The organism is Nocardioides sp. (assembly GCF_041393715.1).
Taxonomy (GTDB): domain Bacteria; phylum Actinomycetota; class Actinomycetes; order Propionibacteriales; family Nocardioidaceae; genus Nocardioides.
In genome coordinates, this window is record NZ_JAWKJQ010000002.1 from 352,626 (window position 1) to 377,158 (window position 24,533).

Annotated in this window: 21 protein-coding genes and 12 tRNA genes; 19 read left to right on the forward strand and 14 right to left on the reverse strand. The window is 72.2% G+C overall.

What is annotated here, in order from left to right; translation table 11 throughout:
- Positions 1 to 22 precede the first annotated feature (22 nt).
- From R2740_RS04675 to R2740_RS04685, 3 genes are all read right to left on the reverse strand, one after another.
- Positions 23 to 967: a carbohydrate ABC transporter permease gene (locus R2740_RS04675; RefSeq protein WP_371301524.1), complete on the reverse strand. Its 945-nt coding sequence runs from the start codon at positions 965 to 967 to the stop codon at positions 23 to 25.
- Positions 964 to 1,944, reverse strand: a complete 981-nt coding sequence (locus R2740_RS04680) for a carbohydrate ABC transporter permease (protein ID WP_371301525.1) — start codon at positions 1,942 to 1,944, stop codon at positions 964 to 966. The genes R2740_RS04675 and R2740_RS04680 overlap by 4 nt, the downstream gene beginning before the upstream one ends.
- A 131-nt stretch (positions 1,945 to 2,075) precedes the next feature.
- A complete protein-coding gene (locus R2740_RS04685) occupies positions 2,076 to 3,488 on the reverse strand; it encodes an ABC transporter substrate-binding protein (RefSeq protein ID WP_371301526.1) in 1,413 nt (470 codons plus the stop codon).
- A gap of 233 nt (positions 3,489 to 3,721) precedes the next feature.
- Between R2740_RS04685 and R2740_RS04690 the strand changes: the two genes are divergently transcribed.
- Positions 3,722 to 4,804, forward strand: a complete 1,083-nt coding sequence (locus tag R2740_RS04690) for an ABC transporter ATP-binding protein (RefSeq protein ID WP_371301527.1) — start codon at positions 3,722 to 3,724, stop codon at positions 4,802 to 4,804.
- Positions 4,805 to 4,858: 54 nt separating this feature from the next.
- Here R2740_RS04690 and R2740_RS04695 read toward each other — a convergent pair whose 3' ends face one another.
- A complete protein-coding gene (locus tag R2740_RS04695; RefSeq protein WP_371301528.1) occupies positions 4,859 to 5,791 on the reverse strand; it encodes an alpha/beta fold hydrolase in 933 nt (310 codons plus the stop codon).
- 90 nt (positions 5,792 to 5,881) lie between these two features.
- Here R2740_RS04695 and R2740_RS04700 point away from each other — a divergent pair, with 90 nt between their 5' ends.
- Complete coding sequence (locus R2740_RS04700) at positions 5,882 to 6,664, forward strand: esterase/lipase family protein (RefSeq protein WP_371301529.1); 783 nt, start codon at positions 5,882 to 5,884, stop codon at positions 6,662 to 6,664.
- Here the strand turns inward: R2740_RS04700 and R2740_RS04705 are convergent, their stop codons facing one another.
- Positions 6,665 to 8,803 (reverse strand): ATP-dependent DNA helicase RecQ, encoded by a 2,139-nt coding sequence (locus tag R2740_RS04705; protein WP_371301530.1) that lies wholly within the window; start codon positions 8,801 to 8,803, stop codon positions 6,665 to 6,667.
- Between the two features lie 92 nt (positions 8,804 to 8,895).
- Between R2740_RS04705 and R2740_RS04710 the strand changes: the two genes are divergently transcribed.
- Entirely contained in the window at positions 8,896 to 9,507 is a 612-nt protein-coding gene (locus R2740_RS04710; RefSeq protein WP_371301531.1) for a DUF4245 family protein, read from the forward strand.
- 31 nt (positions 9,508 to 9,538) lie between these two features.
- Here the strand turns inward: R2740_RS04710 and R2740_RS04715 are convergent, their stop codons facing one another.
- Positions 9,539 to 9,760, reverse strand: a complete 222-nt coding sequence (locus R2740_RS04715) for an exodeoxyribonuclease VII small subunit (RefSeq protein WP_371301533.1) — start codon at positions 9,758 to 9,760, stop codon at positions 9,539 to 9,541.
- Positions 9,753 to 11,027 carry an exodeoxyribonuclease VII large subunit gene (gene xseA, locus R2740_RS04720; RefSeq protein WP_371301534.1) on the reverse strand — a complete coding sequence of 425 codons (1,275 nt, stop codon included), beginning with the start codon at positions 11,025 to 11,027 and terminating at the stop codon, positions 9,753 to 9,755. The genes R2740_RS04715 and xseA overlap by 8 nt, the downstream gene beginning before the upstream one ends.
- A 100-nt stretch (positions 11,028 to 11,127) precedes the next feature.
- Here xseA and R2740_RS04725 point away from each other — a divergent pair, with 100 nt between their 5' ends.
- Positions 11,128 to 12,129, forward strand: coding sequence for a 4-hydroxy-3-methylbut-2-enyl diphosphate reductase (locus R2740_RS04725; protein WP_371301535.1), 1,002 nt, complete (start codon positions 11,128 to 11,130; stop codon positions 12,127 to 12,129).
- Between the two features lie 10 nt (positions 12,130 to 12,139).
- Positions 12,140 to 12,766 (forward strand): L-threonylcarbamoyladenylate synthase, encoded by a 627-nt coding sequence (locus R2740_RS04730; protein WP_371301536.1) that lies wholly within the window; start codon positions 12,140 to 12,142, stop codon positions 12,764 to 12,766.
- Between the two features lie 23 nt (positions 12,767 to 12,789).
- Here R2740_RS04730 and R2740_RS04735 read toward each other — a convergent pair whose 3' ends face one another.
- From R2740_RS04735 to R2740_RS04765, 7 genes are read right to left on the reverse strand one after another with little or no spacing between them, the layout of a single operon-like run.
- The gene (locus R2740_RS04735; protein WP_371301537.1) at positions 12,790 to 13,212 is read right to left on the reverse strand and encodes a DUF6542 domain-containing protein; all 423 of its coding nucleotides are present in this window, start codon (positions 13,210 to 13,212) and stop codon (positions 12,790 to 12,792) included.
- A complete protein-coding gene (locus R2740_RS04740; protein WP_371301538.1) occupies positions 13,209 to 14,294 on the reverse strand; it encodes a DNA recombination protein RmuC in 1,086 nt (361 codons plus the stop codon). The genes R2740_RS04735 and R2740_RS04740 overlap by 4 nt, the downstream gene beginning before the upstream one ends.
- 58 nt (positions 14,295 to 14,352) lie before the next feature.
- Entirely contained in the window at positions 14,353 to 15,135 is a 783-nt protein-coding gene (locus R2740_RS04745) for an exodeoxyribonuclease III (RefSeq protein ID WP_371301539.1), read from the reverse strand.
- A gap of 25 nt (positions 15,136 to 15,160) precedes the next feature.
- Positions 15,161 to 16,837, reverse strand: a complete 1,677-nt coding sequence (locus tag R2740_RS04750) for a PH domain-containing protein (protein ID WP_371301540.1) — start codon at positions 16,835 to 16,837, stop codon at positions 15,161 to 15,163.
- Positions 16,834 to 17,358 (reverse strand): PH domain-containing protein, encoded by a 525-nt coding sequence (locus R2740_RS04755; protein ID WP_371301541.1) that lies wholly within the window; start codon positions 17,356 to 17,358, stop codon positions 16,834 to 16,836. Before R2740_RS04755 ends, R2740_RS04750 begins: the two co-directional genes overlap by 4 nt.
- Positions 17,339 to 20,185: a BTAD domain-containing putative transcriptional regulator gene (locus R2740_RS04760; protein WP_371301542.1), complete on the reverse strand. Its 2,847-nt coding sequence runs from the start codon at positions 20,183 to 20,185 to the stop codon at positions 17,339 to 17,341. The genes R2740_RS04755 and R2740_RS04760 overlap by 20 nt, the downstream gene beginning before the upstream one ends.
- 25 nt (positions 20,186 to 20,210) lie before the next feature.
- Positions 20,211 to 20,804, reverse strand: a complete 594-nt coding sequence (locus tag R2740_RS04765) for an N-acetyltransferase family protein (protein WP_371301543.1) — start codon at positions 20,802 to 20,804, stop codon at positions 20,211 to 20,213.
- Between the two features lie 139 nt (positions 20,805 to 20,943).
- Between R2740_RS04765 and ychF the strand changes: the two genes are divergently transcribed.
- The 14 genes from ychF to R2740_RS04835 all read left to right on the forward strand — a co-directional run bounded on the left by ychF (position 20,944) and on the right by R2740_RS04835 (position 24,484).
- Entirely contained in the window at positions 20,944 to 22,020 is a 1,077-nt protein-coding gene (ychF, locus tag R2740_RS04770) for a redox-regulated ATPase YchF (protein WP_371301544.1), read from the forward strand.
- Between the two features lie 592 nt (positions 22,021 to 22,612).
- Positions 22,613 to 22,685: transfer RNA gene (locus R2740_RS04775), tRNA-Trp, on the forward strand.
- A 251-nt stretch (positions 22,686 to 22,936) separates the two neighbouring features.
- Positions 22,937 to 23,020: transfer RNA gene (locus tag R2740_RS04780), tRNA-Tyr, on the forward strand.
- 13 nt (positions 23,021 to 23,033) lie between these two features.
- Positions 23,034 to 23,121 (forward strand) — tRNA-Ser (locus R2740_RS04785).
- A 5-nt stretch (positions 23,122 to 23,126) separates the two neighbouring features.
- A tRNA-Ser gene (locus R2740_RS04790) sits at positions 23,127 to 23,212 on the forward strand.
- Position 23,213: 1 nt separating this feature from the next.
- Positions 23,214 to 23,287, forward strand: a tRNA-Asp gene (locus R2740_RS04795).
- Positions 23,288 to 23,306: 19 nt separating this feature from the next.
- Positions 23,307 to 23,378, forward strand: a tRNA-OTHER gene (locus R2740_RS04800).
- A gap of 10 nt (positions 23,379 to 23,388) precedes the next feature.
- Positions 23,389 to 23,462 (forward strand) — tRNA-Glu (locus R2740_RS04805).
- A gap of 92 nt (positions 23,463 to 23,554) precedes the next feature.
- Positions 23,555 to 23,626, forward strand: a tRNA-Ala gene (locus R2740_RS04810).
- A gap of 26 nt (positions 23,627 to 23,652) precedes the next feature.
- Positions 23,653 to 23,725: transfer RNA gene (locus tag R2740_RS04815), tRNA-Gly, on the forward strand.
- A 16-nt stretch (positions 23,726 to 23,741) separates the two neighbouring features.
- Positions 23,742 to 23,826 (forward strand) — tRNA-Leu (locus R2740_RS04820).
- A 5-nt stretch (positions 23,827 to 23,831) separates the two neighbouring features.
- Positions 23,832 to 23,904 (forward strand) — tRNA-Pro (locus R2740_RS04825).
- Between the two features lie 27 nt (positions 23,905 to 23,931).
- Positions 23,932 to 24,006 (forward strand) — tRNA-Phe (locus R2740_RS04830).
- Positions 24,007 to 24,175: 169 nt separating this feature from the next.
- The gene (locus R2740_RS04835; RefSeq protein ID WP_371301545.1) at positions 24,176 to 24,484 is read left to right on the forward strand and encodes a WhiB family transcriptional regulator; all 309 of its coding nucleotides are present in this window, start codon (positions 24,176 to 24,178) and stop codon (positions 24,482 to 24,484) included.
- The last annotated feature ends 49 nt before the right edge of the window (positions 24,485 to 24,533 follow it).

Genomic DNA, 24,533 nt, shown 5'->3' on the forward strand with positions numbered 1-24,533 from the left:
CCGGGCATCGTCGTCGATGGCCTCAGCCCTTGACGCTGCCCGCCAGCAGGCCGCGGACGAAGTAGCGCTGCAGTCCGATGAACACCGCCAGCGGGATCGCCAGCGAGACGAACGCGCCGGAGGCCAGCAGCTGCCAGTCCTCACCGCGCTGGCCCACCAGGCTGACCAGCTTGACGGTCAGCGGCGAGACATCCGGCGAGCTGAACACCAGGGCGACCAGCAGGTCGTTCCACACCCACAGGAACTGGAAGATCCCGAACGCCGCGATGGCCGGCATCATCAGCGGGATCATGATCCGGGTGAAGATCTGGACGTGCCCGGCCCCGTCGATGCGTGCCGACTCGATCAGCTCGCCGGGGATCTCCCGCATGAAGTTGTGCAGCAGGAAGATCGCGAGTGGCAGCGCGAAGATCGTGTGCGACAGCCAGAGCTCATAGAGCCCTCCCGCGGGGGCGTCGCGCCCGGCCAGCGGCATCAGGTTGAACGGCGGGTCGGTGTAGAGCGACAGCAGCGGCACCAGGGTGACCTGGATGGGCACGATCTGGAGCGCGAAGACGCCGACGAACAACACGTCGCGGCCCTTGAAGTCCATCCAGGCGAAGGCGTACGCCGCCAGGGTGGCCAGGCTGATCGGGATCAGCACCGCCGGGATCGTGATCACGATGGAGTTGACGAGGTTGGTCGTCAGGCTCTCGCCCGAGGACCCGCCACTCAGCACGTCCTGGTAGTTCTGCATCGTGAAGCTCGGGTCGGTGAAGACGTTCCACCAGCCGTTGGACTTCACGTCCTCCTCCGGCCGGAAGGACGACACGAACAACCCGAAGGTCGGGACGGTCCACAGGAGCGCGATCACCAGCGCGATCGCGGACGCGACGCGGCCGGTGAGACCCTCCTTGGCGGCGCTGGCGGCCGACTGCGGGGGCGGGCCGGTCTGGGTCGCGGTGGTGACCTCTGTCTGGGTGCTCATCGGGCCTCCAGCTTCCGCATCTGGCGGACGTTGTAGATGACGATCGGGGTGACCAGCAGGAAGATGACCACGGCGATGGCCGTTGCCAGACCCTGGTTGCCGGCCACGAAGTCCTGACGGTAGAACTCGTAGGCCAGCACGCTGGTGTTGAAGTTGCCGCCGGTGGCGGTCTGCACGATGTCGAACACCTTCAGGGTGGCGATGGTGATCGTGGTCAGCACCACGATCAGCGACGGCCGGATGCTGGGAACCGTGATGTGGCGGAACATCTTCCAGCCGCCGACGCCGTCGAGCCGGGCCGCCTCGACGATGTCATCGGGGATGGCCTTGATGGAGGCCGACAGGATGGTCATCGCGAACCCGGCCTGGATCCAGATCAGGATCACGATCAGGAAGAAGGTGTTCCACGGGTCGTTGAGCAGGAAGTTGTACGTCGGGAGGTGCAGCCAGGTGAGGAACTGGTTGAGCAGGCCGATCTGCTCGACGGTGTCACCGGTGCTGCTCGACTTGTAGGCGTAGACGAACTTCCAGATGATCGAGGCACCGACCATCGAGATCGCCATCGGCAGGAACAGCAGCGCCTTGGCGAACTTCTCGAACTTGGCGCGGTCCACGAGCACCGCGTAGATGAGCCCGATCGCGGTCGAGACGATGGGCGTCAGCACCACCCAGAACAGGGTGTTGCGCAGCACGGTCAGCTGCTGGCTGTTGGTGAACAGGTTCTTGTAGTTGTCCAGACCCACGAACGGCGGGTCGAACGGCCCGGCACCGTGCAGCGACTGCCACGCAGTGGCGATCGCCGGGTAGAGCAGGCCGATGCTGATCAGCAGCATCGCGGGGCCGAGGAATGCGGCGGCTTGGACCCGCTCACCGTTGCGGGAGCGGAGTCGTTGGGTGATGAGGAGGATGAGTGCCATCACCCCGAAGAACAGGGCGACGGCGATGACCATCTGGGTGAGCTTCTCTGACGTCGTCACAGCGGCAACTCGTCTTTCGTCGGCGCGGTCTCACGAGATAAGTGACCCCACGCCAGCAGGTTGCCGGGCGGGAGTCAAGACATCTGTCCACCGGGGGCGGGGCTCGGTGAGCCCCGCCCCGGTGGGTCAGATCAGGAGGCGGGCCAGGACGACTCGATGTTCTTGAGTGCGTCGTCGGTGCTCTCGCCGGTGATCCACGAGGTCATTTCCTTCCAGAAGGAACCGGCACCCACGGCGCTCGGCATCTGGTCGGAACCGTCGAAGCGGAAGACCGCGTTGGGGTCCTGGAGGACCTCGGCGGAGAGCTTGTCGATCGGGCTGGACAGGTTGGCCAGGTCGAGACCCTTATTGGCGCTGACCCAGCCGCCGTCCGGGGTGGCCTGGGCCTTCTGGTTGGCCCACACGTCGGTCGACAGGTAGGTCTGGAACGCCTGGACCTCGGGACGGTCGTCGAAGGCCGCCACGAACTCGCCACCACCGAGGACCGGCTTGTCGCCCTCGTTGATGACCGGGAGGTAGAACGCGAACACGTCGCCGGTCTCGCTGACGTCAGTGCCCTTCGGCCACTGCGCGGCGTAGAAGGACGCCTGGCGGTGCAGGGCGCACTTGCCGTCGAGGATCGGCAGGCCGCCGTCCTGGAAGGAGGTGGTCGCGATGGACTTCACGTCACCGAAGCCGCCGTTGACGTACTTGTCGTTCTTGAGGATCCCGCCCACGGTGTTGAGGGCATCGGCGACCTGCGGGTCGTTGAAGGGGATCTCGTGGTTGACCCACTGGTCGTAGACGTCGGCGCCCGCGGTGCGGAGCAGGACGTCCTCCAGCCAGTCGGTGGCCGGCCAGCCGGTGGCCTCACCGGACTCGATGCCCGCACACCAGGGCTTGATGCCGGTGGCCGCGATCGTGTCGGACAGCGCGAGCATGTCGTCCCAGGTCTGGGGGACCTCCCAGCCGTTCTTCTGGAAGGCCTTGGGGGAGTACCACACGAACGACTTCACGTTGGCGCCGAGCGGGGCGGCGTAGAACTTGCCGTCGACGGTGCCGTAGCCCTTCCAGTCCTCGCCGAAGAACTTGTCGACGTTGTCGGACACCTGGGAGGGGGCCTCCACGACCTTGCCCGACGAGACGACGGTCTTGAGCAGACCGGGCTGCGGGATGTAGGCGATGTCGGGCGCGTTGTTGGCCTTGACGCGGACCACCAGCTGGGTCTCGAACTGGTCGGAGCCTTCGTACTTCACCGAGGCGCCGGTGCACTCGGTGAACAGCTTGTAGGACTGCTCGTGAGCCTGCTGCTCGGGCGGCAGGATCGAGGTGTAGATGCTGACCTCCTTGCCGGTGAGGTCACCGAAGTCGGCCAGCTGCTCGAGGCCGCTACAGGCGTCGTTGTTGGCGCCGGGCCAGGTGCCCGACGCACTGCCGCCGCCACCGGAGCTGTCGTCGCTGGCACAGCCGGCCAGAACCATGCCGACCGCGGTCACGGTCGTCGCCATGACCAGTGCGGGTCGCTTGATGAAGTGTCGCATCAGCGGGATTGCCTCTCTGTCCACGAGGGTGTGACGGAGCGCACACACCCGAACCGATGTAAGCGTTTACGCGCTGGGGGCGTCAAGGGCGCCACGGTCACGAATCCGTAACACGGCTGTCACACGACGGCCGGTGTGGCCGTGTCCACGGGCCGCCTACCGCGGTTCCCGTCGTCCCGCCGCTGGGCTACTGTGAGCGCCGTCACTTCACAACGGATCGTCCGGCACGTACCTGCCGGTGAAGGGAGTCACCTGCTATGGCCTCAGTGACCTTCGAGAAGGCACAACGGTGGTACCCCGGGGCTGACAAGCCCGCGGTGCCAGGCATCGACCTGGAGATCGAGGACGGCGAGTTCATGGTTCTCGTCGGCCCCTCCGGGTGCGGGAAGTCCACCACGCTGCGGATGCTCGCCGGCCTGGAGGAGGTGAACTCCGGGAAGATCTACATCGGCGACCGCGAGATCACCCACATGCCGCCCAAGGACCGCGACATCGCGATGGTGTTCCAGAACTACGCGCTCTACCCCCACATGTCGGTGGCCGACAACATGGGCTTCGCGCTCAAGATGGCCAAGGTGCCGACCGAGGAGCGGCAGAAGCGTGTCGAGGAGGCGGCCAGGATCCTCGGGCTGACCGAGTACCTCGAGCGCAAGCCGAAGGCCCTGTCCGGTGGCCAGCGCCAGCGCGTCGCCATGGGTCGGGCCATCGTCCGCAGTCCGCAGGTGTTCTGCATGGACGAGCCGCTGTCCAACCTCGACGCCAAGATGCGCGTCCAGACGCGCACCGACATCGCGAAGCTGCAGGCCGACCTCGGCGTCACCACCGTCTACGTCACCCACGACCAGGTCGAGGCGATGACGATGGGCGACCGGGTCGCCGTCATGAAGGACGGCTACCTCCAGCAGGTCGACTCGCCGCTGACCCTCTACAACAAGCCGATCAACCTGTTCGTGGCGGGCTTCATCGGCTCGCCGCAGATGAACCTCATGGAGGCGACCGCCAAGGACGGCAAGGCAGCCATCGGCGGCTACGTCGTCCCCGTCGACCCGGCAGCGGCCCAGAAGATGCAGGGCAACATCACCGTCGGCGTGCGGCCGGAGGACTGGCGACTGGTCTCGGCCAACGAGGGCGGGTTCCCCATCAAGGTGACCGTCGTCGAGGAGCTCGGCGCCGACTCGTTCGTCTACGGCACCTCCGACGTGGCCGGCGTCCCGAGCACGGTCATCGTGCGCACCGACGCCAAGCACCACGTCGGCAAGGGCGAGACGATCCACGTGACGACCGACCCTGCTCACGTGCACGTCTTCGACACCGAGTCCGGAGACCGGCTCTCCGACTGACCTCGCACGTCGACCCGCCAGCGCCTCGCCGAGGCTCTGGCGGGTCGACTGCGTTCAGGCTCGGTCGGCGGTGCGCCGGATGGCGTCGGCGAAGTCGCCGTAGAGCGGCCGGGGCAGGTCGTGGCCCATCCCCGGGACCACGACCAGCTCCGCGCCGGGGATCGCCGCCGCGGTGGCCCGGCCGCCCGAGAGGTGGACCATCTTGTCGGAGTCGCCGTGCAGGACCAGGGCGGGGACGGTGAGGTTGCGCAGCCGCGGCCCGCGGTCCGGCTGCGCGAGGATCGCGAGCATCTGGCGCATCACCCCGTTGGCCGAGAAGCCACGGTCCCAGGTCTCCTCGGCCCGCCGCAGCACCTCCGCGTGCCCCTGGCGGTAGGCCGGCGAGCCGATCATCGACCAGGTCCGCGCCGAGGTCTCGGCGTACGCCGTGCGGCCGGGGCCGCGCGGGGCGATGAGCACCGGCAGCAGCCGCGGGTGCTGCCAGCCGACGGAGCGTCGGCCGGTGGTGGAGCTGATGCTGGTCAGCGAGCGGACCCGGCCCGGGTGCTCGATCGCGATGGTCTGCGCGATCATGCCGCCCATCGAGACGCCCGCCACGTGCGCGGACGCCAGACCGAGGTGGTCGAGGAGGCCGATCGCGTCGGTGGCCATGTCCGAGAGCGTGTACGGCGGCCGCCGTCCTCGGCCCGCGAAGGCGCGCACCAGGTCGACGCGGCGCACCGCACCACCGATCTTGGTCGACCGACCGGTGTCGCGGTTGTCGAAGCGGATCACGAAGAAGCCGCGCTGCACCAGGGCTGCGCACAGCTCGGGGTCCCACCAGGTCATCGGCCCGCTGAGCCCCATCACCAGCAGCAACGGGTCGCCGTCGGGGTCGCCGAAGGTCTGGTAGCACAGCTCGACGCCGGGGCTGACGGGCGCGAACATCTCGTCGGAGACCGCGACCGGCGCACCGCCGGACGTCGTGCCGCTCGGGCTCTCTGCCATGGGTCCAGTCAACCCGGCGCGGGCACGATTCGGCAGCGGATGTGGCGATGTGCACAGGAATCCGTCGGCGCAGGCGTACTGTCCATGCGCATGACCGCGGTCTCCGTGACGCAGGCGGCGCCCTTCCTCCGGCCGGACGGGTTCGTCCGGCCGCCGCTGGCTGCCCTGCTCCGGGAGGCCAGCGTGGTCGGCGAGTCGCTGAGGTACGCCGTCGCGGCCGGCCGGCCTCCGCAGCACGCGGGCCGATCGCGGCACCCGGCGCCCGTCGTGCTGGTTCCCGGGTTCTTCGCGGGGGACCTGACCCTCGCGGCGCTGGCGCGGACGCTGCGGCATGCGGGCTACCGGACCTACCGCTCCGGCATCGGGCTCAACGTGGGCTGCACCCTCGACGCCGTCGCCCAGCTCGAGCAGCGGCTCGAGGGGGTGGTGCAGCGGCGTGGCGGGCCGGCGTACCTCGTCGGCCACAGCCTGGGCGGGATGCTGGCCCGGGGCCTCGCGGTGCGGCGGCCCGACCTGGTCGCCGGCCTGGTCACCCTCGGCTCGCCGATGCTGGCGCCCGGTGCCCACCACCTGTCCCTGGCCGCCGGCGTCGACCTGCTGGTGCGGCTGAGCCGGGCCGGGATGCCAGGACTGATGGCCGAGGAGTGCGTGGCCGGCGACTGCGCCCGCGAGAGCTTCGACTCCAGTCGGGTGCCGTTGGCCGCCGGACTGCCCTTCACCGCGGTCTACTCGCGGCGCGACGGGGTGGTCGACTGGCGGGCCTGTCTGGACCCGCAGGCCCAGGCGGTCGAGGTGGGCGCCTCGCACGTCGGGATGGCGGTCGACCCGAGCGTCCACCGAGCCGTGCTGCGGGCGTTGCGCGCCGCCCCCTGATCAGCCGTCGACCGCGAGCGCGAACGGCAGCACCCCCGGGGCTCCGGCGAGCCGCAGCGCCCGCCCGGCCACGGTCATCGTCCACCGTGACGACACCACGTCGTCGACCAGCAGCACCGGGCCGGGCGCGGTCGTCAGCGTCGCGGCCAGGTCGGGTCCGACCGCCAGCCGCTCCCACACCCCGGCGAGCCGGAACGCGCTGTTGCCGCCCATGTCACCGGTCGGCCCGCCGCGCGCAGGGTCGAGCGAGCCGAGCAGCGGCAGCCTGCCGATCTCGGCCAGCCCGGACGCCAGCGAGGCGACCAGCTGTCCGTGCGAGCGAGACGGCATCGCCACGACACCCACGGGCCGGTCCTCCCAGCCCCACTCGGCGAGCACCGGGATGCAGGCGCGGAGCAGCTCGGGCGTGGCGGGTGCGTCGTCGCGCAGCAGGTCACGCAGCCGCTGGCCCCAGCCCAGGTCGGACAGCCGGGCCAGGGCCCGTCCCGGAAGCAGCGCCTCCTCGGCGGGGATCCGGCCTTTGACGGGCACCCCGACCCGGTCCATCCCGGTCGGCCACTGGGCGCGCGGCGCGAGGTCGACCCCCACCCGGTCGAGCCGCGCGCGGGCGGCGCCCACCACCCGCTCCGGGACCTCCGTGGGGAACCACACCCCGGCGCAGCCGTCGCACCTCCCGCAGGGCTCGGCGGTGTCGTCGTCGAGGGTCTCCTGGAGGAAGGCCATCCGGCAGCCGTCGGTGCGCTCGTAGTCGAGCATCAGCTGCTGCTCGTCGCGCCGGGCCGCGGCCACCCGGTCGTAGCGCTCGCCGTCGTAGGTCCACGGGCGGCCGGTGGCCGCCCAGCCGCCGGACACCCGCTGCACGGCCCCGTCCACGTCGAGCACCTTGAGGAGCAGCTCGAGCCGGGTGCGGCGTACGTCGACCGCGGTCTCCAGCGCGGCGGTCGAGAGCGGCCGGCCGGCCTCCGCGAGGGTGCGCAGCACCGCGTCGGCCTGGGCCTCGCGGGGCATCGAGACGCTCGCGAAGTAGTGCCAGATGTCCTTGTCCTCCGGGCCGGGAAGGAGCAGCACGTCGGCCCGCTCGGTGGCCCGGCCGGCCCGGCCGACCTGCTGGTAGTAGGCGACCGGACTGCTCGGTGCCCCGAGGTGCACCACGAAGCCCAGGTCGGGCTTGTCGAAGCCCATGCCGAGCGCCGAGGTGGCGACCAGCGCCTTGACCTCGTTGCGTCGCAGGGCGTCCTCGAGGCGCTCCCGGTCGGCGGGGTCGGTGCGCCCGGTGTAGGACGCCACCGGATGACCGGCCTCGGTGAGCGCCGCTGCGACATCCTCGGCGGCCGCGACGGTCAGCGTGTAGACGATGCCCGAGCCGGGCAGGTCGTCGAGGTGGGCGACCAGCCAGCCGAGGCGCTGCTCGGGCGACATCGAGCGCAGCACCCCCAGCCGCAGCGAGTCGCGAGCCAGGCAGCCCCGCACGGTGAGCACGGATCGGCCGCCGACCCCGAGCTGCTCCTCGACGTCGTGCACGACGCGGGCGTTGGCGGTGGCGGTGGTGGCGAGCACGGGCGTGTCGGCGGGGAGCCCGTCGAGCAGGTCGCGGATGCGGCGGTAGTCGGGACGGAAGTCGTGGCCCCAGTCGCTCACGCAGTGGGCCTCGTCGACGACCAGGAGCCCGCAGCGACGGGCCAGGTCGGGCAGCTGCTCGTCGCGGAAGCGCGGGTTGTTGAGCCGCTCGGGGCTGACCAGCAGCACGTCGACGGCGTCGTCGGCCAGCGCCTCGCGGACGGCGTCCCAGTCCTGGGCGTTGGCGGAGTTCATCGTCACGGCTCGGATGCCGGCCCGCTCGGCCGCAGCGATCTGGTCGCGCATCAGCGCCAGTAGGGGGCTGATGATGACCGTCGGGCCGGCGCCGGCGGCGCGCCGCAGCGCGGTGGCCACGAAGTAGACCGCGGACTTGCCCCAGCCGGTGCGCTGCACGACGAGCACCCGCGACCGGTCGGCCACCAGCGCGGCCACGGCCTCGAGCTGTCCGTCGCGGAAGTCGGCATCGGCCCGCCCGACCAGGCGGCGCAGTGCCTCGCGGGCCTGGTCGGCCAGCGGCGGGGCGGGCTCGGTGAGCGGGCCGGCGTCGGTCGGGGTCGTCATGGTCCCCCCACCGTAGGCCGCGGCGCCGACATGGACACCGTAGCCCGGAGGCGACGACGTCCGGGACCCGGCCGCGTGGCACCATCGTCGCCGTGAGCCAGTCCTCCCCGCGCCCCGGACGCAGCGCGCGCTACCAGCGCTCCGCGGGTGGCATGGCGGGCGCGCTCATCGTCACGATCCTCGCGGTCGCGGCGTTCATCGGCTTCCGCGCACTCAACCGGGACCCGCTGGAGGTGCAGCCGGAGGCGCTGGACTATCTGTCGGTCGCCGCCCAGGCGCAGCAGATGGGTCTCGAGCCGGCCTACCCCGCCCGGCTGCCCGACGGCTGGATCGCGACCAGCGTGGCCGCCGGCCGGGAGCCGGGAGCCTGGACGGTGGGGATGCTCACCGACGCTGGCGACTTCGTCGGCATCCAGCAGGGGGGCGACACGCTCGACGGGCTGGTGTCGACCTACGTCGACGAGCGCGCGGTGGAGGGCGACCCCGTCACCCTGCCCACCGAGGTGGCGTCGCAGTGGCGCACCTTCAGTGACAGCGGGGGCGACCACGCCTACGCCGCCGAGGTCGGTGACCAGCCGCTGCTGGTCTACGGCTCCGCGGACGACGCGGACCTGCGCACCCTGCTGGGCCTGCTCACCACCGCGCCCCTCGACGGGCGCAGCGGCACGCCGAGCCCGAGCGCGGACTCCGGCGCGGACTCCTAGGTCTCCGTCGGCCCTGGGCGAGGTCGGCCGGTCAGGAGGAACCGTCGTCGTCGCCACCGCTGCGGGCCGCCTCGAGCCGCTCACGCGCCCCGTCGAGCCACTGCTGGCAGACCGTGGCGAGGTGCTCGCCGCGCTCCCACAGCGCCAGTGACTCCTCGAGGGTGGCGCCGCCAGCCTCGAGGGTGCGGACCACCTCGATCAGCTCTTCGCGGGCCACCTCGTAGGACAGGCTCTCGGCCTGCTCGTCAGCCATCGTGTGCTCCCTCGTCGGTCTCGTCGGCGGGCTCCTCGGCACCCGGCCCCAGCTGCTCGAGCCGGTCGACGGTCGCGTGCACCCGGCCGTCGGCGACCCGGACCGCCACGGCGTCACCCGCGGCCACGGCGGCCACCGAGGTGAGCACCTGACCGTCGGCGCCCTGGAGGACGGCGTAGCCCCGCTCGAGGGTCGCCAGCGGCGACAGCGCACGCGCCCGGGCGCGCTGGTGGCCGAGGTCGTCGTCGGCACGGTCGAGGAGGTGGCCGAGGGTGCGCCGGGCGCGCTGGAGCAAGGCGTCGACCTCCTCCACCCGGGCGCCGATCAGCGTGGTGGGCTCGGCGAGCGCGGGCCGGGACCGCAGCGCGTCGAGCCCCGCCTGCTCCTGGGCGACCAGCTGGCCTAGGACGGCGCGGATCCGGTCACGCGCCCAGGTGACCCCGCGCACCTCCTCCGCCACATCGGGCACGACCAGCTTGGCGGCGTCGGTGGGGGTGGAGGCGCGGACGTCGGCCACCAGGTCGAGCAGCGGCTGGTCGGGCTCGTGCCCGATCGCCGAGACGACCGGCGTGCGCATCCGATGGACCGCACGGACCACGGCCTCGTCGGAGAAGGGCAGCAGGTCCTCCACCGAGCCGCCGCCTCGGGCGACCACGACCACGTCGACCTCCGGGTCGCGCTCGAGCCGCTCGAGCGCCTCGATGACCTCGGTGGCCGCCCGGGTGCCCTGCATCGCGGCGTGCACGACCCGGAACCGCACCGACGGCCAGCGACGCCGGGCGTTGTCGAGGACGTCGCGCTCGGCGGCGGACCCGGGGGCGGTCACCAGGCCGACGCAGGTGGGCAGGAAGGGCAGCGAGCGCTTGAGCTCGGGGGCGAACAGCCCCTCCGCCGCGAGCAGCTGGCGGCGGCGCTCCAGCCGGGCGAGCAGCTCGCCGAGCCCGACCATCCGGATCTCGCGGGCCGCCAGCGAGAGCGTGCCGCGGTTGGCGTAGTAGGACGGCTTCGCGTGGAGCACCACGCTGGCCCCCTCGACCAGCGGCGGGTCGAGGCTGTCGAACAGCACGCGTGAGCAGGTCACCGGCACCGAGATGTCGGCCGCGGCGTCGCGCAGGGTCAGGAAGACCGTGCCGACGCCCGGCCGCCGGTTGACCTGGGCGACCTGGCCCTCGACCCACACCGCACCGAGTCGGTCGACCCAGCCGGCGATCGCGCTGGCGATCTGCCGGACCGGCGCCGGCTGCTCGGGGGAGGTCTGCAGGGCCACGGCGCGAGCCTAGGCCACCGCGCCGACCCCGTCGGCGTACGCCGCAGCCGCGGGCTCGCCGACTCGGCCGGGTCACGGCGCCCCCTCTAGAGTGGCGACCATGACCTCCGACCTCGGAACGCCGCCGGTCCTCACGCCCGAGGAGGCCGACCGCGCCGTGCTGCTGGCGGCCCCGCGCGGCTACTGCGCCGGGGTCGACCGGGCGGTGATCACCGTCGAGAAGGCCCTGGACCTCTACGGCGCGCCGGTCTACGTCCGCAAGCAGATCGTCCACAACAAGCACGTGGTGGCCGACCTGGAGTCGCGCGGCGCGATCTTCGTCGAGGAGCTCGAGGAGGTGCCCGAGGGGTGCACCGTGGTGTTCTCGGCCCACGGCGTCTCGCCGCTGGTCCACCAGCAGGCCGAGGCCCGCGGGCTGAAGACGATCGACGCCACCTGCCCGCTGGTCACCAAGGTCCACCACGAGGCCAAGCGGTTCGCGGGCGAGGACTACGACATCCTGCTGATCGGGCATGCCGGCCACGAGGAGGTCGAGGGCACCGCCGGTGAGGCGCCCGAGCACATCCAGCTCGTGCAGAGCCCGGCCGACGTCGCCCAGATCGAGGTGCGCGACCCCGCCAAGGTCGCCTGGCTCTCGCAGACGACGCTCTCGGTCGACGAGACGATGGAGACGGTGGCGGCCATCCGCGAGCGGTTCCCACAGCTGCTCGACCCGCCCAGCGACGACATCTGCTACGCCACCCAGAACCGCCAGCTCGCCATCAAGGAGATCGCCCGCGACGCCGACCTGGTGATCGTGGTCGGGTCCGGCAACTCCTCCAACAGCGTCCGGCTGGTCGAGGTGGCGCTCGAGGCCGGGGCCACGGCGGCGCACCGCGTCGACGACGCCGGCGAGATCGACGAGGCGTGGCTCGACGGCGTCCGCACCGTCAGTGTGACCTCGGGCGCCTCGGTGCCGGAGGAGCTGGTGCAGGGGGTGTTGGAGTTCCTGCGCGAGCGCGGCTATCCCGACGCCCGGGCCGTGCACAGCGCCGAGGAGAGCCTGATCTTCGCCCTGCCCCCCGAGCTGCGCCGCGACCTGCGGGCCGCGCAGCGGGGCTGAGGAGTACGCCGTGGCGCGCTTCGTGGACCTGCACCCCGACAACCCGCAGGCCCGTCTCGTGCAGCAGGTCGTCGACGCGCTCCGCGACGACGACGCGCTGATCGCCTATCCCACCGACTCCGGCTATGCGCTCGGCTGCCGGATCGGCAACCGCGACGGACGCGACCGGATGCTGCGGATCCGCGACCTCGACGAACGTCACCACTTCACGCTGGTCTGCCGCGACTTCGCGCAGCTCGGCCACTTCGTGCACGTGAGCAACGCGGCGTTTCGGGCGATCAAGGCGGCCACCCCGGGGCCCTACACGTTCATCCTGCCCGGCACCCCCGAGGTGCCGCGCCGGCTGCTGCACCCCAAGAAGCGCACCGTGGGCGTGCGGATCCCCGACCATCGGCTGGTCCAGACGCTGCTCGAGGCGCTCGGCGAGCCACTGCTGTCCACCACGCTGATCCTCCCGGGCGAGGAGGAGGCGCGCACCGACGGCTGGGCGATCAAGGAGGACCTCGACCACCAGGTCGACCTGGTGCTGGAGTGCGGCGAGGTCACCGCCCAGCCGACCACGGTGATCGACTGGTCCGAGGGCGTGCCGGAGGTCGTGCGGGCCGGGGCCGGTGACCCGGCCCGGTTCGAGGGCTGAGCTCTCGCCGCGCTGGTGGGCGGTCAGCCGCGCCGCGAGCGTTGGCGGAGCAGCAGCGTGCCCAGACAGAGGACGTAGCCGGCGACCAGGGCGCTGCTGTGGGTGGCCAGCCCCGACACCACCGCCTGGATCACGGAGTCGTCGGCGTGCGCGACCGCCTCGGGTGACACCGCGCCGACCAGCGCGAACACCGCCGCCATCATCAGCGGCGGCAGCACGCCGACGGTGAAGAACCCGTCGGGCCGAACGAGCACCGCCAGGCCGAGGCACAGCACGATGAACCAGAGGTCGAAGAACTGGCTGAGCTCGCCGACCAGGGCCAGGTCGAGCACCACCACCGTGAGGGCGACCGCGACCCCGAGCACGACCACCTGCGGGCCGGACTCTCGGCCGTGCGTCCACACGGACGACTCCGTGGCGGGCACGTCGGTCACGACGTCGGTCACAGGGCCACGCTAGGGCTCGCGCGGTCGTCGTCGTGGGCGCCGCGCCGGTCGGCGGCCCGCAGCGGCACCGGCTCGACCGAGCGGGCCACCGACTCCACCTGCCGCGGTGAGGGCAGCTCGTCGTCGGTCATCTCGAGCTCGCCCAGGCGGCGGGCGGACACCAGGACCCGCGCCTCGAACGAGCCGACCGCCTGGTTGTAGTGGCCCACCGCCGCGTTGAGGGAGCGGCCCAGCGTGTCGAGGTGACCCGTGAGGGTGCCGAGCCGGTCGTGCAGCTCGCTGCCGAGCGCGTGGATGTCGCGAGCCCGGTCGGCGAGCGCCTCGTGGCGCCAGCCGTGGGCGACGGTGCGCAGCAGCGCGATCAGGGTGGTGGGGGTGGCCAGCACGACCTGGCGGGCGGCGGCGTACTCCAGCAGGTCGGGGCTGGTCTCGAGGGCGCCGGCCAGGAACGACTCGGCGGGCACGAAGAGCACCACGAACTCCGGCGTCTCGGGCAGCGCCCGCCAGTAGCGCTTGGCGGCGAGCTGCTCGACGTGACGGCGCAGCTGCTCGGCATGCCGGCGCAGATGGTGGTCGCGCTCGTCGGGGTCGTCGGTGGTGCCGGCGTCGAGGTAGGCGTCGAGGGGCACCTTGGCGTCGACCACGACCCGGCGGCCGCCGGCCAGGTGGACGACCAGGTCGGGTCGCAGCGAGCCGTCGTCGAGCCGGGCCTGCTCGGTGAAGTCGCAGTGGGCGACCATGCCGGCGATCTCGACCGCGCGGCGCAGGTGGAGCTCGCCCCAGCGGCCCCGCACATGGGGCCGACGCAGCGCGGTCGACAGGGACTGGGTCTCCCGGCGGAGCAGGTCGGTGGAGTGGCGCATGTCGAGCACCTGCTGGGCGAGCTGCCCCTGCCAGCTGGCGCGCTGGTGGTCGAGGTCGCGGAGCTGGTCGTGCAGCCGCTCCAACCCCTCGCGGAGCACCGCCTGGTCGGCGGCGCCCTGCGTGCCACCGACGGTACGCCGGCTGAGAGCCAGCACGGTCGCGGCCCCGCCGACCAGCACACCGACGAGCAACCCGAGGACGAGCATGGTGATCTCCATGCCACCAGGGTGGATGACGCCACCGACAGTCACGGTGTGACGGGAGCGGCAGGGGCGGTCAGTCCAGGTCGACGACCACCGGCGCGTGGTCGGAGGGAGCGCCGGGCAACGCGGCCGGGTCGCGCTCCTCGCGGTCGATGAACGCGCCGGTCACTCGGGCCGCCAGCGACGGGTTGGCCAGCACGAAGTCGATCTTGAGGCCGCGGTCGCGCTCGAAGCGCTGGCGGTAGTAGTCCCAGTAGGTGTAGCCCGGGGCATGCCCGCGGGTGACCTCGGCATAGCCGTCGTCGAGGAAGCCCTGGAACGCCGCCCGCTCGGCCGGCGTGACGTGGGTGCTGTTCGTGAACTGCGCCGGGTCGAAGACGTCGGCGTCGGTGGGGCAGATGTTCCAGTCGCCGACCATGGCGAGGTCGGGACCGTCGAGCCAGGGGCGGGCGGCCTCGCGAAGCCGGGCCAGCCAGTCGAGCTTGTAGGCGTAGTGGGGGTCGTCGGGCTTGCGGCCGTTGGGGACGTAGAGCGACCACACCCGCACCCCTGCGCAGGTGGCCGCGACGGCCCGCGCCTCGGCGGCCGCCGGGTCGCCGTACGGCGGCATGCCGGGGAAGCCGACCTCGATGTCGTCGAGCCCGACCCGGCTGAGCACGGCCACGCCGTTCCACTGGTTGACCCCGGCCACGGCGACGTCGTAGCCCAGTGCCTGCAGGCCCATCAGCGGCAGCTGGTCCTCGCGGGCCTTGGTCTCCTGCAGCGCCAGCACGTCGATGTCGTGCCGCTGCAGGAACGCCTCGACGCGGTCGATGCGGGAGCGGAGGGAGTTGACGTTCCAGGTCGCGAGGCGCACGTGACGAGCCTAGGGCGCGGCGCCCTCAGGCCAGGAAGGGGGCGACCGGCTCCGGGGTCACCTCGGCGACCAGCGCCACGGCGTGCGGGAGCGGCAGGTCCGTGACGACGACGCGCTCGCCGCCCGCGGCGGTGGTGGCCACCAGCGTCGCGAGCCCCCGCCGACGCTGGAAGAACGACTGCTGGACGACCCAGCCGATCACCCCGTCCCGCTCGAGCACGGTCCGGCGACGGGCCACGGCCGGGGCGCCCGCGGCCAGGTGGGTCGGGGTGAGCAGGTGCCCCAGGTGGCGGTACGACGCCTCCGCGGCGAGCGCCGCGCCCGGGAACGCGAGCAGCGCCACGACGGGAACCCATCCGGGCCAGTCGAAGCTGACGGTGAGGGTCAGGATGCCGGCCACCGCGAACAGCGCCGGCCACTGGGCCCGGACGTGCTGCCGGCGGCGCGCCCAGTGGTCGTGTCGGGTCAGCGGCCGGGTGAGCGCGTCGTCGGCGCCGAGCACCTCGTGACCCACCTGCTCGCAGACCGCGCGGGGGCACGGCGGGAGCACCTTGGTGGTCCCCCCGGACCCGACACCGGTGGCCAGCGTCGCGAGCTCGGCGCCGTCGACCAGCCGCAGGAGGAGTGGCTCGGTCAGCTCCACGCCCCGGACCCGGGCCTCCTCGACGGTCACCGACCGGGTGGTGAACAGTCCCGAGGTCAGGTGAAGCGAACCTCGCTCGCGGGTCAGCGAGAGGTCCCACCACTGGATGACGTAGCCGGTGACCGAGATCGCGAGCCAGGCGACCAGGGCGACCGTCGCGACCCCCGCCCCCAGCAGGGGCAGCCCCCACGACGTCGCCCAGTGCCAGCCGGAGTCGAGGTGCTCCTGGTCGAGAAACGGCAGCGAGTCGGCGAACTGGGACACCACGCCGAACACGCCCGCCACCACCGCCAGCCGGGACAGGCTGAACGGTGCGAACTTCAGCCAGGACCAGTCGATGCGGGCCAGCTGGTGGGGTGGGGCTGGGGTTTCGGAATGCTGTCGTTTAGGCACAAACGTGGGCAATCCGCCACCGTCGACTGCCGTTTCCGCACAATCGTCGCCTTCGCGGGCGACGTGGCTGCCCCCGCCGGGGGCGACCTCGGGCCCGGCCTCGCGCCGCCCCAGCAGCGCAGCCCGCAGCGCGGCGGCCTGGTCCGTCGACAGCGCGTTCAGCTCGATCCGGGTGTCGTCGACGCCGGTACCGATCTGCACCTTGGTCAGCCCCAGCAGCCGGTGCAGCAGGCTCGACTCGAGGTCGACGCTGCGCACCCGGTCGAGCGGCGCGGTGACCTGCTTCTTGTTGAGCAGCCCGCTGCGCCGGACGAACTGGCTCCCGGTCATCTTGAAGCGGGTGGTCAGCCACGGCAGCAGCCCGAGCAGCACCGGGATCGCCACCGCCGGGCCGATCATCCACACCTGTAGCCCGCCGGCCGAGCTGCTGAGGCCGAACAGCGCCACGATCAACGGCAGCGCGAACTGGCGCAGCGACCCCAGGGGACCGACCAGCAGCATCCGCGGGTCGAGCCGTTGCCACTCGGGCTCCACGGCCCCCGGGGGTACGACGGCCCGATCCACCTCGGCGGGCGGCGGCAGGCCCCCGACCGGCGAGCCCTGGGGCGGGGGCAGCTCCTCGACCGGCGCCCCCGGGGGCGGGGCGGGGTCCGGAGGCAGGCTCACGTGGCGTCACCCTCGGAGGCGCCGGTGATCTCGGTGAGCTCGGCCACGACCCGTCGCGCGACCTCCTCGTCGAGGCAGTCGATGCGCACCGGCCCGGCCGCCGACGCCGTCGTCACGGTGATCGACGCGAGCTTGAACAGCCGCATCATCGCCCCCTGGTGGGAGTCGACGGTCTGCACCCGCGACAGCGGCGCGATCCGCTGCTCGCGCGAGAGCCAACCGGAGCGGGTGAAGATCGCGGTCGGCGTCACCTCCCACCGGTGCACGCGGTAGCGCACCGCCGGCATCGCCGCGATCCGCACCAGCGTGGCGAGCACGACGAGCAGCGCCAGCGGGCCGACGTACCACGGCCGCCCGTCGGGCAGCTGGCCGAGCAGGAAGAAGACCACCCCCGCCAGCACCCACAGCACCGCCGCGGCGAGCAGCGCGGAGGTGCGCCAGTAGGTCACCGCGCGCGGCGACACGAGGTGGGCCGGCTCGCGCAGAGCGGGCGCGCTCGCGTCAGCTTCCTCGAGGTGCATGCCCCGAGCCTGACACATCGGCTGAACCTTCGACGGCGCGTACGGCGGCGCGCGCGACGTCGGCCAGCCAGGCGCCGAGAGCCTGGCTGGAGGTGACCGCGGGCAGGCCGCCGCGGCCGGGAACGCGGGTGGGTCGCTGCCACGGGACGAGCACGGTGCCGTGGCGCTCGAGGACCTCGGCCGCGCCGGCGAGCAGCAGGTCGCCCGTCGGTTCGCCCAGGTCGACGAGGGCTCGGCCCAGACAGGTGAAGATCTCGGCGGCGTAGGTGTCCGAGGCGTCCTCGCCCGGGGCCGGCACCAGGGTTCCCATCAGGAGCGCGGCTGCTCGAGGATCGCCGTCGTAGAGCGCAGACCAGCCGCGGGCGATCACCAGGAACGGCGGCGGCGCGTGCGGGACAGCCCGCGCCGCGGCCTGGTCGAGCAACCGTCGGGCTCGGTCGACCCGTCCGAGCTGCATCTCGGCGATGAAGAGGTTGTTGACGGCCGACTCGAGCGAGATCGTCGAGCCGGTGGCGTTGGCCAGCGCCCAGGCCTCGTCGATGAGGGGCGGGGCGGCCGCGGGGGTGACCAGCGCGGTCCACAGCGCCAGGATGCTGACGGTCTCGGCCACTCGCTCGTCGTCCACCGTCCGCGCCAGGGCGACGGCCGCCGCGCCGGTCTCCTTCGCTCGCGGATAGTCACCGCGGTCGGCGTACAGCACCCCCTGGTTGAGTCGCACCGTGGTGAGCCACCGGTCGTCCCCGGCCTCCTCGAGGGCGAGGGCCGCGGTCTCGAGGTCCTGGGCGGCCGCGGCGCCGTCGCGGTGCACGAGGAGGGTCGCGCGGAGGGCTCGGACGCGCGCGTCAGCCGTCTTGTCGAGCAGGCCGCTGTCGAGGACCCGGGTCAGCCAGCGACGCGCCGGCTCGTGGTGGTCGGCGACCGCCCACACCCGCGCCAGGGCGATCGCGAGGTCGGCCAGCGGCGCTCCGTCCTGGTCCTCCAGGGCGGTGCGGAGTGCGAGCAGGTGATCCGCGTAGTTGTCGCGCACGGAGATGAGGAGGGCGTCGCTGCGCGGCGCGTCGCGCCACCGGTCGGCGTACCACCGGCGGTGGCGTCGTCGGCACTCTGCGACCTCACCGCGTGCGGCGAGCCCCTCGAGGGACAGCTCACGCACCGGGGCGAGGAGGCGCATGCCCAGGCCGGCGTCGTCGCGCTGCACGCGGACCAGCGACCGCCGGACCAGGTCATGGAGGATCTCGCGCACCTGACTGCCGCCGCCGGCGACCGCCTGCGCGGCGGGTTCGTCGAACCGCGCGGCGAAGACCCCGAGGCACTCCAGGACCCTCCGCTGCTCCGGCGCCAGCACCTCCACGGAGTCGGCCACCGTGTCACGCAGGCTCCGGTGGCGGGGGTTGCGATCGGGCTCACCGGCCAGCGAGAGCGGCCTGCGGGCCAGCTCCGTCAGGGCGGCGAGGGGCTGGGCGCTCGCCTGGCGGGCCAGCAGCTCCAGCGCGAGAGGCATGCCGTCGACCTGCCTGACCAGCCGGCCGAGCTCGCCGGCCGCCTGGTCCTCGACCCGCAGGGGGCCGGTCCGATCCTCGATCCGGTCGACCAGCAGTCGCACCGCCGGAGAGGCGAGGATCTCGCTCGTGCCCGCCGCCGGCGCCGGGACCTCGAGGGGAGGGGTGTCGATCAGCTGCTCGCCACTGAGCTCCAGCGGCTCCCGAGAGGTCACCAGCAGCCGCAGGCCGGGGCAGTCCGCCAGCAGCGGACCGAGGACGGCTCGGCAGGCCGCGAGGTGACGTTCGGCCTCGTCGACGACGGCGACCGCCTCCCGGCCCTCGAGCGTCGCGCTCAGCGCGCTCACCCCGCCCTCGCCGCGGGAGGGCAGCCCCAGCGCCCGGGCCAGTCCGTCGACCACCTCGCCGGTCTCCGCCGTCTCGAGGGCGGAGAGGTCGAGGTAGCCCGTCAGCGTGTCGGGCGGCAGGTCCCGTTCGAGCTGACGCAGCACCTCGCCGGCGAGCCGCGTCTTGCCCACGCCACCGGGCCCGGTCAGCGTGACCAGCCGGCGGCGCCCGACCGCGACCCCGATCTGCTCGATCGCGGCCTCGCGGCCCACCAGCGAGGTCAGGGGTGCCGGCGGACGGCTGCGGGAGAGCTCGAGCCGGGGGGTGCGGGGCCTCGGCATCACCAGCTGGGGGTCCTGGGACAGCAGGCGCCCATGGAGGTCGGCGGCGGTGGGTCCAGGGTCGATGCCCAGCTCGTCGCGCAGGGTGAGCCTGAGAGAGTCGTACGCCGCCAGGGCCTCGGCCTGGCGTCCGAGCCTGGCCAGGGCGGTGATGAGCAGCTCATGGGCGGGTTCGAGCAGCGGGTTGTCCCCGAGCAGCGCCCTGGCCTCGGCCAGCGCACGCTCGTGGGCAGCGGCGTCCTCCGCGTCGACGAGCAGCTGGGTGAGCGCCAGCCTCGCCTCGTCACGCTGCTGGGCCAGTCTGGCGCGGTCGGGCCCGACGAGCTCCTCGCTCGCGCCGCCGTACGCCGGGCCCGGGCGCCAGAGGGCCACGGCCGCGTCGTACGCCGCCAGGGCGGCCGCCGAGGTGCCGGCGCGCCGGGCTCGCTGCAGGTGCGCGATGAAGGCGTCCTCGTCGGTGTCCACCTCGGCGCCGAGCCGGTATCCCCGAGCGTCGCGGGTGATCGAGCCCGGACCCCAGGAGCGCCGCAGTCGCGCCACGGCGGTGTGCACGACCGAGGGTTCGAGCCGGGTCGCCTGGTCGGGCCACACCAGGTCGAGCAGCGTGTCGGCGGGCAGCGCCCCGCGTCGGTGTGCCAGCAGCGCCGCCGTCAGGTCCACGCCGCGCCGCCCACGCGGCGTGACGTCAGTTCCGCGCGCAGAGGTGACCGTCAGAGGTCCGAGGACGCGGAACCGCACCCTCCCATCGAACCACGGGGTGCGGACGCAACGCTCGCAGCGGCAGGACGCAGGTGTCTGCCACCGTGATCGCGCCGCGGCGGCCCAGCGCCTGGCGGACCTTCCGGTTCTCGGGGCGCACGTACAGGACGGCCTCGCGAAGCCCGGCCCCCCAGGCTCGCTCGGCGACGCGCGCGACCAACGCCCTCCCGATGCCGTGGCCCTGATGCGCGTCGGCGACCAGCGCCGCGATCTCGGCCCGCGGGTACGGGTCCTCGGTCCGCGTCCACTCGGCCTGCCCGACGGCGCGTCCGCGCAGCAGGGCGACGACGATCTCGCGCTCGCCCGGCGCGACCCTGCTCAAGGCTGACACCAGCCGAGCGGGGACGACGGGCACCGGGGTGTGGAAGCGCTGGAACCGCGAGGCAGGGCTGGATGCCTCCACGACGCTCCGGATGAGGTGCTCCTCCCCGTGGCGCATGAGGTGGAAGGTCACGCCATCCACCGAGCCGAGAGGCGAACGGTGGGCGGATCCGGGGTTGGTGCGGTGGCGGGTGTGCACGGGCGAAGCTCCTTGGTCTCGGCGTTGTCGATGCCGGGAGCCTGGCCCGGCCACCTGTCGCGGACCTGTCGCGTCCCCCACGCCGATTCGCCGGCGCCGTTTCGTCGCCGCCACCCGCCCGGCAATAGACTCCCCGCCCGTGGCCCTCACCATCGGCATCGTCGGACTCCCCAACGCGGGCAAGTCGACGCTCTTCAACGCCCTCACCAAGAACGACGTGCTCGCGGCGAACTACCCGTTCGCCACCATCGAGCCCAACGTCGGCGTCGTCGGCGTCCCCGACCCCCGGCTGGCGAAGCTCGCCGAGATCTTCGGCTCCGAGCGGATCCTGCCGGCGACCGTCGAGTTCGTCGACATCGCCGGCATCGTGCGCGGTGCGTCGGAGGGGGAGGGGCTGGGCAACAAGTTCCTCGCCCACATCCGCGAGTCGGCGGCGATCTGCCAGGTCACGCGGGTGTTCCGCGACGAGGACGTCACCCACGTCGACGGCAAGGTGGACCCTGCCTCCGACATCACCACGATCCAGACCGAGATGATCCTCGCCGACCTGCAGACGCTGGAGAAGGCGATCCCGCGGCTGGAGAAGGAGGCCAAGGGCAAGAAGGAGCTGCTCCCGGCCGTCGCCGCCGCCAAGGAGGCCGTCGAGGCCCTCGAGGCCGGCACCCCCGTCATCGCCACCTCGATCGACCGCGCCCTGCTCCGCGAGCTCTCCCTGCTCACCGCCAAGCCCTACCTCTACGTCTTCAACTGCGACGCCGACGAGCTCGGTGACGAGTCGCTGAAGGACAAGATGCGCGCCCTGGTCGCCCCCTCCGAGGCGATCTTCCTCGACGCGAAGTTCGAGGCCGAGCTGGTCGAGCTCGGCGACGACGACGAGGCACTCGAGATGCTGCACGAGCTCGGCGTCGACGAGCCCGGCCTCGAGGTGCTGGCCCGCGTCGGCTTCGACACCCTCGGCCTGCAGACCTACCTCACCGCCGGCCCCAAGGAGGCCCGCGCCTGGACGATCCGCAAGGGTGCCACCGCCCCCGAGGCCGCCGGCGTGATCCACACCGACTTCCAGAAGGGCTTCATCAAGGCCGAGATCGTCTCGTACGACGACCTGCTCGCCGCCGGCTCCATGCTCAAGGCCAAGGAGGCCGGCAAGGTCCGGATGGAGGGCAAGGACTACGTCATGCAGGACGGCGATGTCGTGGAGTTCCGCTTCAATGTCTAGCGTCGTCGGAAATCGCTAGTCCTCGAAGGAGATCGTTGCCCCGTCAGGTCTGTCCAGTCCGCCAGCGGTCAGCAGGAGGTCTAGGCGAGATCGACGACCGTCGTCGCACTGAGTGACCTGATCACGCTGCTGCGCGCCATCCAGATGCTTGTGGCAGGCGAGCGCATGCGTGGGCCGGCAAGAAACCCGCTAGGCCAAACGGGGTGGCCGCCCTTACCCTGGTGCGCGGCCGGTCACAGGGACCAGCCAGGAAGCACCTACCGGAAGGGCCACGGAGATGGGCATGCGCCTGATCCACGCCGTCACGAGTCGCCTTGCGGCTCGTGCGCTGGATGCTGCCCCGCTGCGGTCGAGGAGCGAAGGCTATGCGCCCCGCCTCGAGACCAACGGTCAGTGGCCGAGCCAGCTGGAGTCGCCCGTGTAGGTGCCGTCAAGCACCGGTACGCAACCGGGCCGCTCCAGCTGAGGCGGAAGTCCACGAGGTCACCAGGACCCAGGACTCGCAGCCTCCGGAGCGGCCCTTCTGCATTTCGGCCGCGGTTGCCGCGCCACGAATCACAGCGAAGAGCGCACAACTCAACAACAGCAGCAAGTGGACGTAGCTCAACCGGAAGAGCACCGGTCTCCAAAACCGGCGGCTGGGGGTTCGATTCCCTCCGTCCATGCGCATCGTGGAAGGTCCCACGGGCACCGGACCCGCGACCTGGCCGAGAGGCCGGCAAGCAACGTGGCACCGGGCTGACGGTCACATGGCCGTGGGACACCTTTCCCGACTCAGACCCCAGCGATGGGGAGTGAGGGCGAACAGAACAGTGGACAGCATCAGGCAGGATCCGGACCCGGACAGCGGGAGCGGCTTCCTGTCGCCGCAGCGACCCACGGCGGAGACGTCGGGGATGCCAGCGCTGCGGCACATGCGTCGGTTGGGCAAGTGGCTGGCCCGCCTGGCTGTAGACCAGGTCCCCTCGCGGGCATGCAGGTTCGAGTCCTGCCCGGCGTACAACGTGCTGCGAGGAGGGACCAGCCGATGGCCGGCGACGGCAGCCGTTTCGAAAACGGAAGGCCCACACGGGCGTGCGAGTTCGATCCTCGCTCCCTCCGCGGATGGAAGGCGACGCCGGGGTGGCCCGGCGCCCGGTTGCTACCCGGGTCGTGGCCCCGCCATGAGGTTCGACTCCTCCGCCTTCCGCCAGGCTCTGTCGGTCCAGCTGGAGTGGACGCCCGCCTGTCGAGCGGGAGATCACGGGTTCGAGTCCCGTACGGAGCGCGCGTTGGAAGTCGACGGGGCCGTGGTGGCTGCTGGCTGCCCATCCGGACTTTCAATCCGGGCCGCGCGGGTTCGATCCCCGTCCACGGCACACCACACGCGCCCCCATGGTCTAGCGGTCAAGGACGCCCGGTTCTCAGCCGGGAGGACGCCGGTTCGAGCCCGGCTGGGGGCACCGATGCTCTCGTGGCGGAACCGGCAGACGCACCGCCTTCAAGAAGCGGCGCCCCTGTGGCGTGAGGGTTCGACTCCCTCGGTGGGTACGTCGGGGCGGGGACAGGTGTCCCGGCTTGCCTTGCACGTACGCCGGCCGGGGTTCGATACCCCGCCGCTCCACCAGCCGACACGGCGGCGAACCCGTGTACGCGGATGAAGCGCATGTGGACGCGCACCTGCTCGCCATGCAGGAGACAGCCGGTTCGAGGCCGGTCATCCGCTCGATCAGATGAGGCAAGCCCGCCTGGCGGAATCAGGTAGACGCGCGGCGCTCAGGACGTCGTGTCCTTCGGGGCATCCCGGTTCGAGTCCGGGGGCGGGTACGCAACGGGTTGTAGGGAAGCGGCCATCCCACCTGCTTTGGGAGCAGGGAATCGCGGGTTCGAGTCCCGCCTGCCCGACCTCGGCGCCAACCAAGGGGCCGGCATGGGGCTGAAGCGTTGCAGGCGGCGCGGCCGGTTGAAGCCCGGCAGGGCGAGGTTCGATCCCTCGCGGCCCCACCAGCTCCGGGACTGGAGCACGATGCTCGATAGCTCAGTCGGCAGAGCGGCGCCCTGTTAAGGCGAGGGTCCCAGATTCGAGTCCTGCCGGGGGCACCAACGTCTCCCGGCTGAATTGAGCCGGACAACAAGGACCTGGTGCCACCGAGCAGCCATTGGAGGTGACCGGCACATGGAGAGGAAGATCGACGAGCTCCTGGACAGCAAGGGCGTGACTGTGGCCTACAGGTACCCCACGCCGCGTGCGCTCACCTGGAGCTGTGAGGGATACGCGAACCCCGACGTCTTCGACCCGATTGACCAGAAGGCCCTGGTCGAGGCCCAGGCAGTCTGCGCCGGCTGCGACGTACGGTCGGACTGCTTCGCTCTCAGCCTGAGCCGGGACGAGTGGGGCGTCTGGGGTGGTGTCCTGATCAAGGGCGGCAAGCCCATCGAGAAGGTCAAGAAGCGGGGTCGGCCCAAGCGGACGACCGCCGCCTGAGTAACACCGCACCGGCTGCGTGCGGGGCCGCGAAAGCGCGCAGGGCTAC

Bases quoted from the DNA above. Each gene is read 5' to 3' on its own strand.
- R2740_RS04675 (WP_371301524.1), bottom strand. From the start codon at position 967: ATGAGCACCCAGACAGAGGTCACCACCGCGACCCAGACCGGCCCGCCC.
- R2740_RS04690 (WP_371301527.1), top strand. From the start codon at position 3,722: ATGGCCTCAGTGACCTTCGAGAAGGCACAACGGTGGTACCCCGGGGCT.
- R2740_RS04695 (WP_371301528.1), bottom strand. From the start codon at position 5,791: ATGGCAGAGAGCCCGAGCGGCACGACGTCCGGCGGTGCGCCGGTCGCG.
- R2740_RS04700 (WP_371301529.1), top strand. From the start codon at position 5,882: ATGACCGCGGTCTCCGTGACGCAGGCGGCGCCCTTCCTCCGGCCGGAC.
- R2740_RS04705 (WP_371301530.1), bottom strand. From the start codon at position 8,803: ATGACGACCCCGACCGACGCCGGCCCGCTCACCGAGCCCGCCCCGCCG.
- R2740_RS04715 (WP_371301533.1), bottom strand. From the start codon at position 9,760: ATGGCTGACGAGCAGGCCGAGAGCCTGTCCTACGAGGTGGCCCGCGAA.
- R2740_RS04725 (WP_371301535.1), top strand. From the start codon at position 11,128: ATGACCTCCGACCTCGGAACGCCGCCGGTCCTCACGCCCGAGGAGGCC.
- R2740_RS04740 (WP_371301538.1), bottom strand. From the start codon at position 14,294: ATGGAGATCACCATGCTCGTCCTCGGGTTGCTCGTCGGTGTGCTGGTC.
- R2740_RS04755 (WP_371301541.1), bottom strand. From the start codon at position 17,358: ATGCACCTCGAGGAAGCTGACGCGAGCGCGCCCGCTCTGCGCGAGCCG.
- R2740_RS04835 (WP_371301545.1), top strand. From the start codon at position 24,176: ATGGAGAGGAAGATCGACGAGCTCCTGGACAGCAAGGGCGTGACTGTG.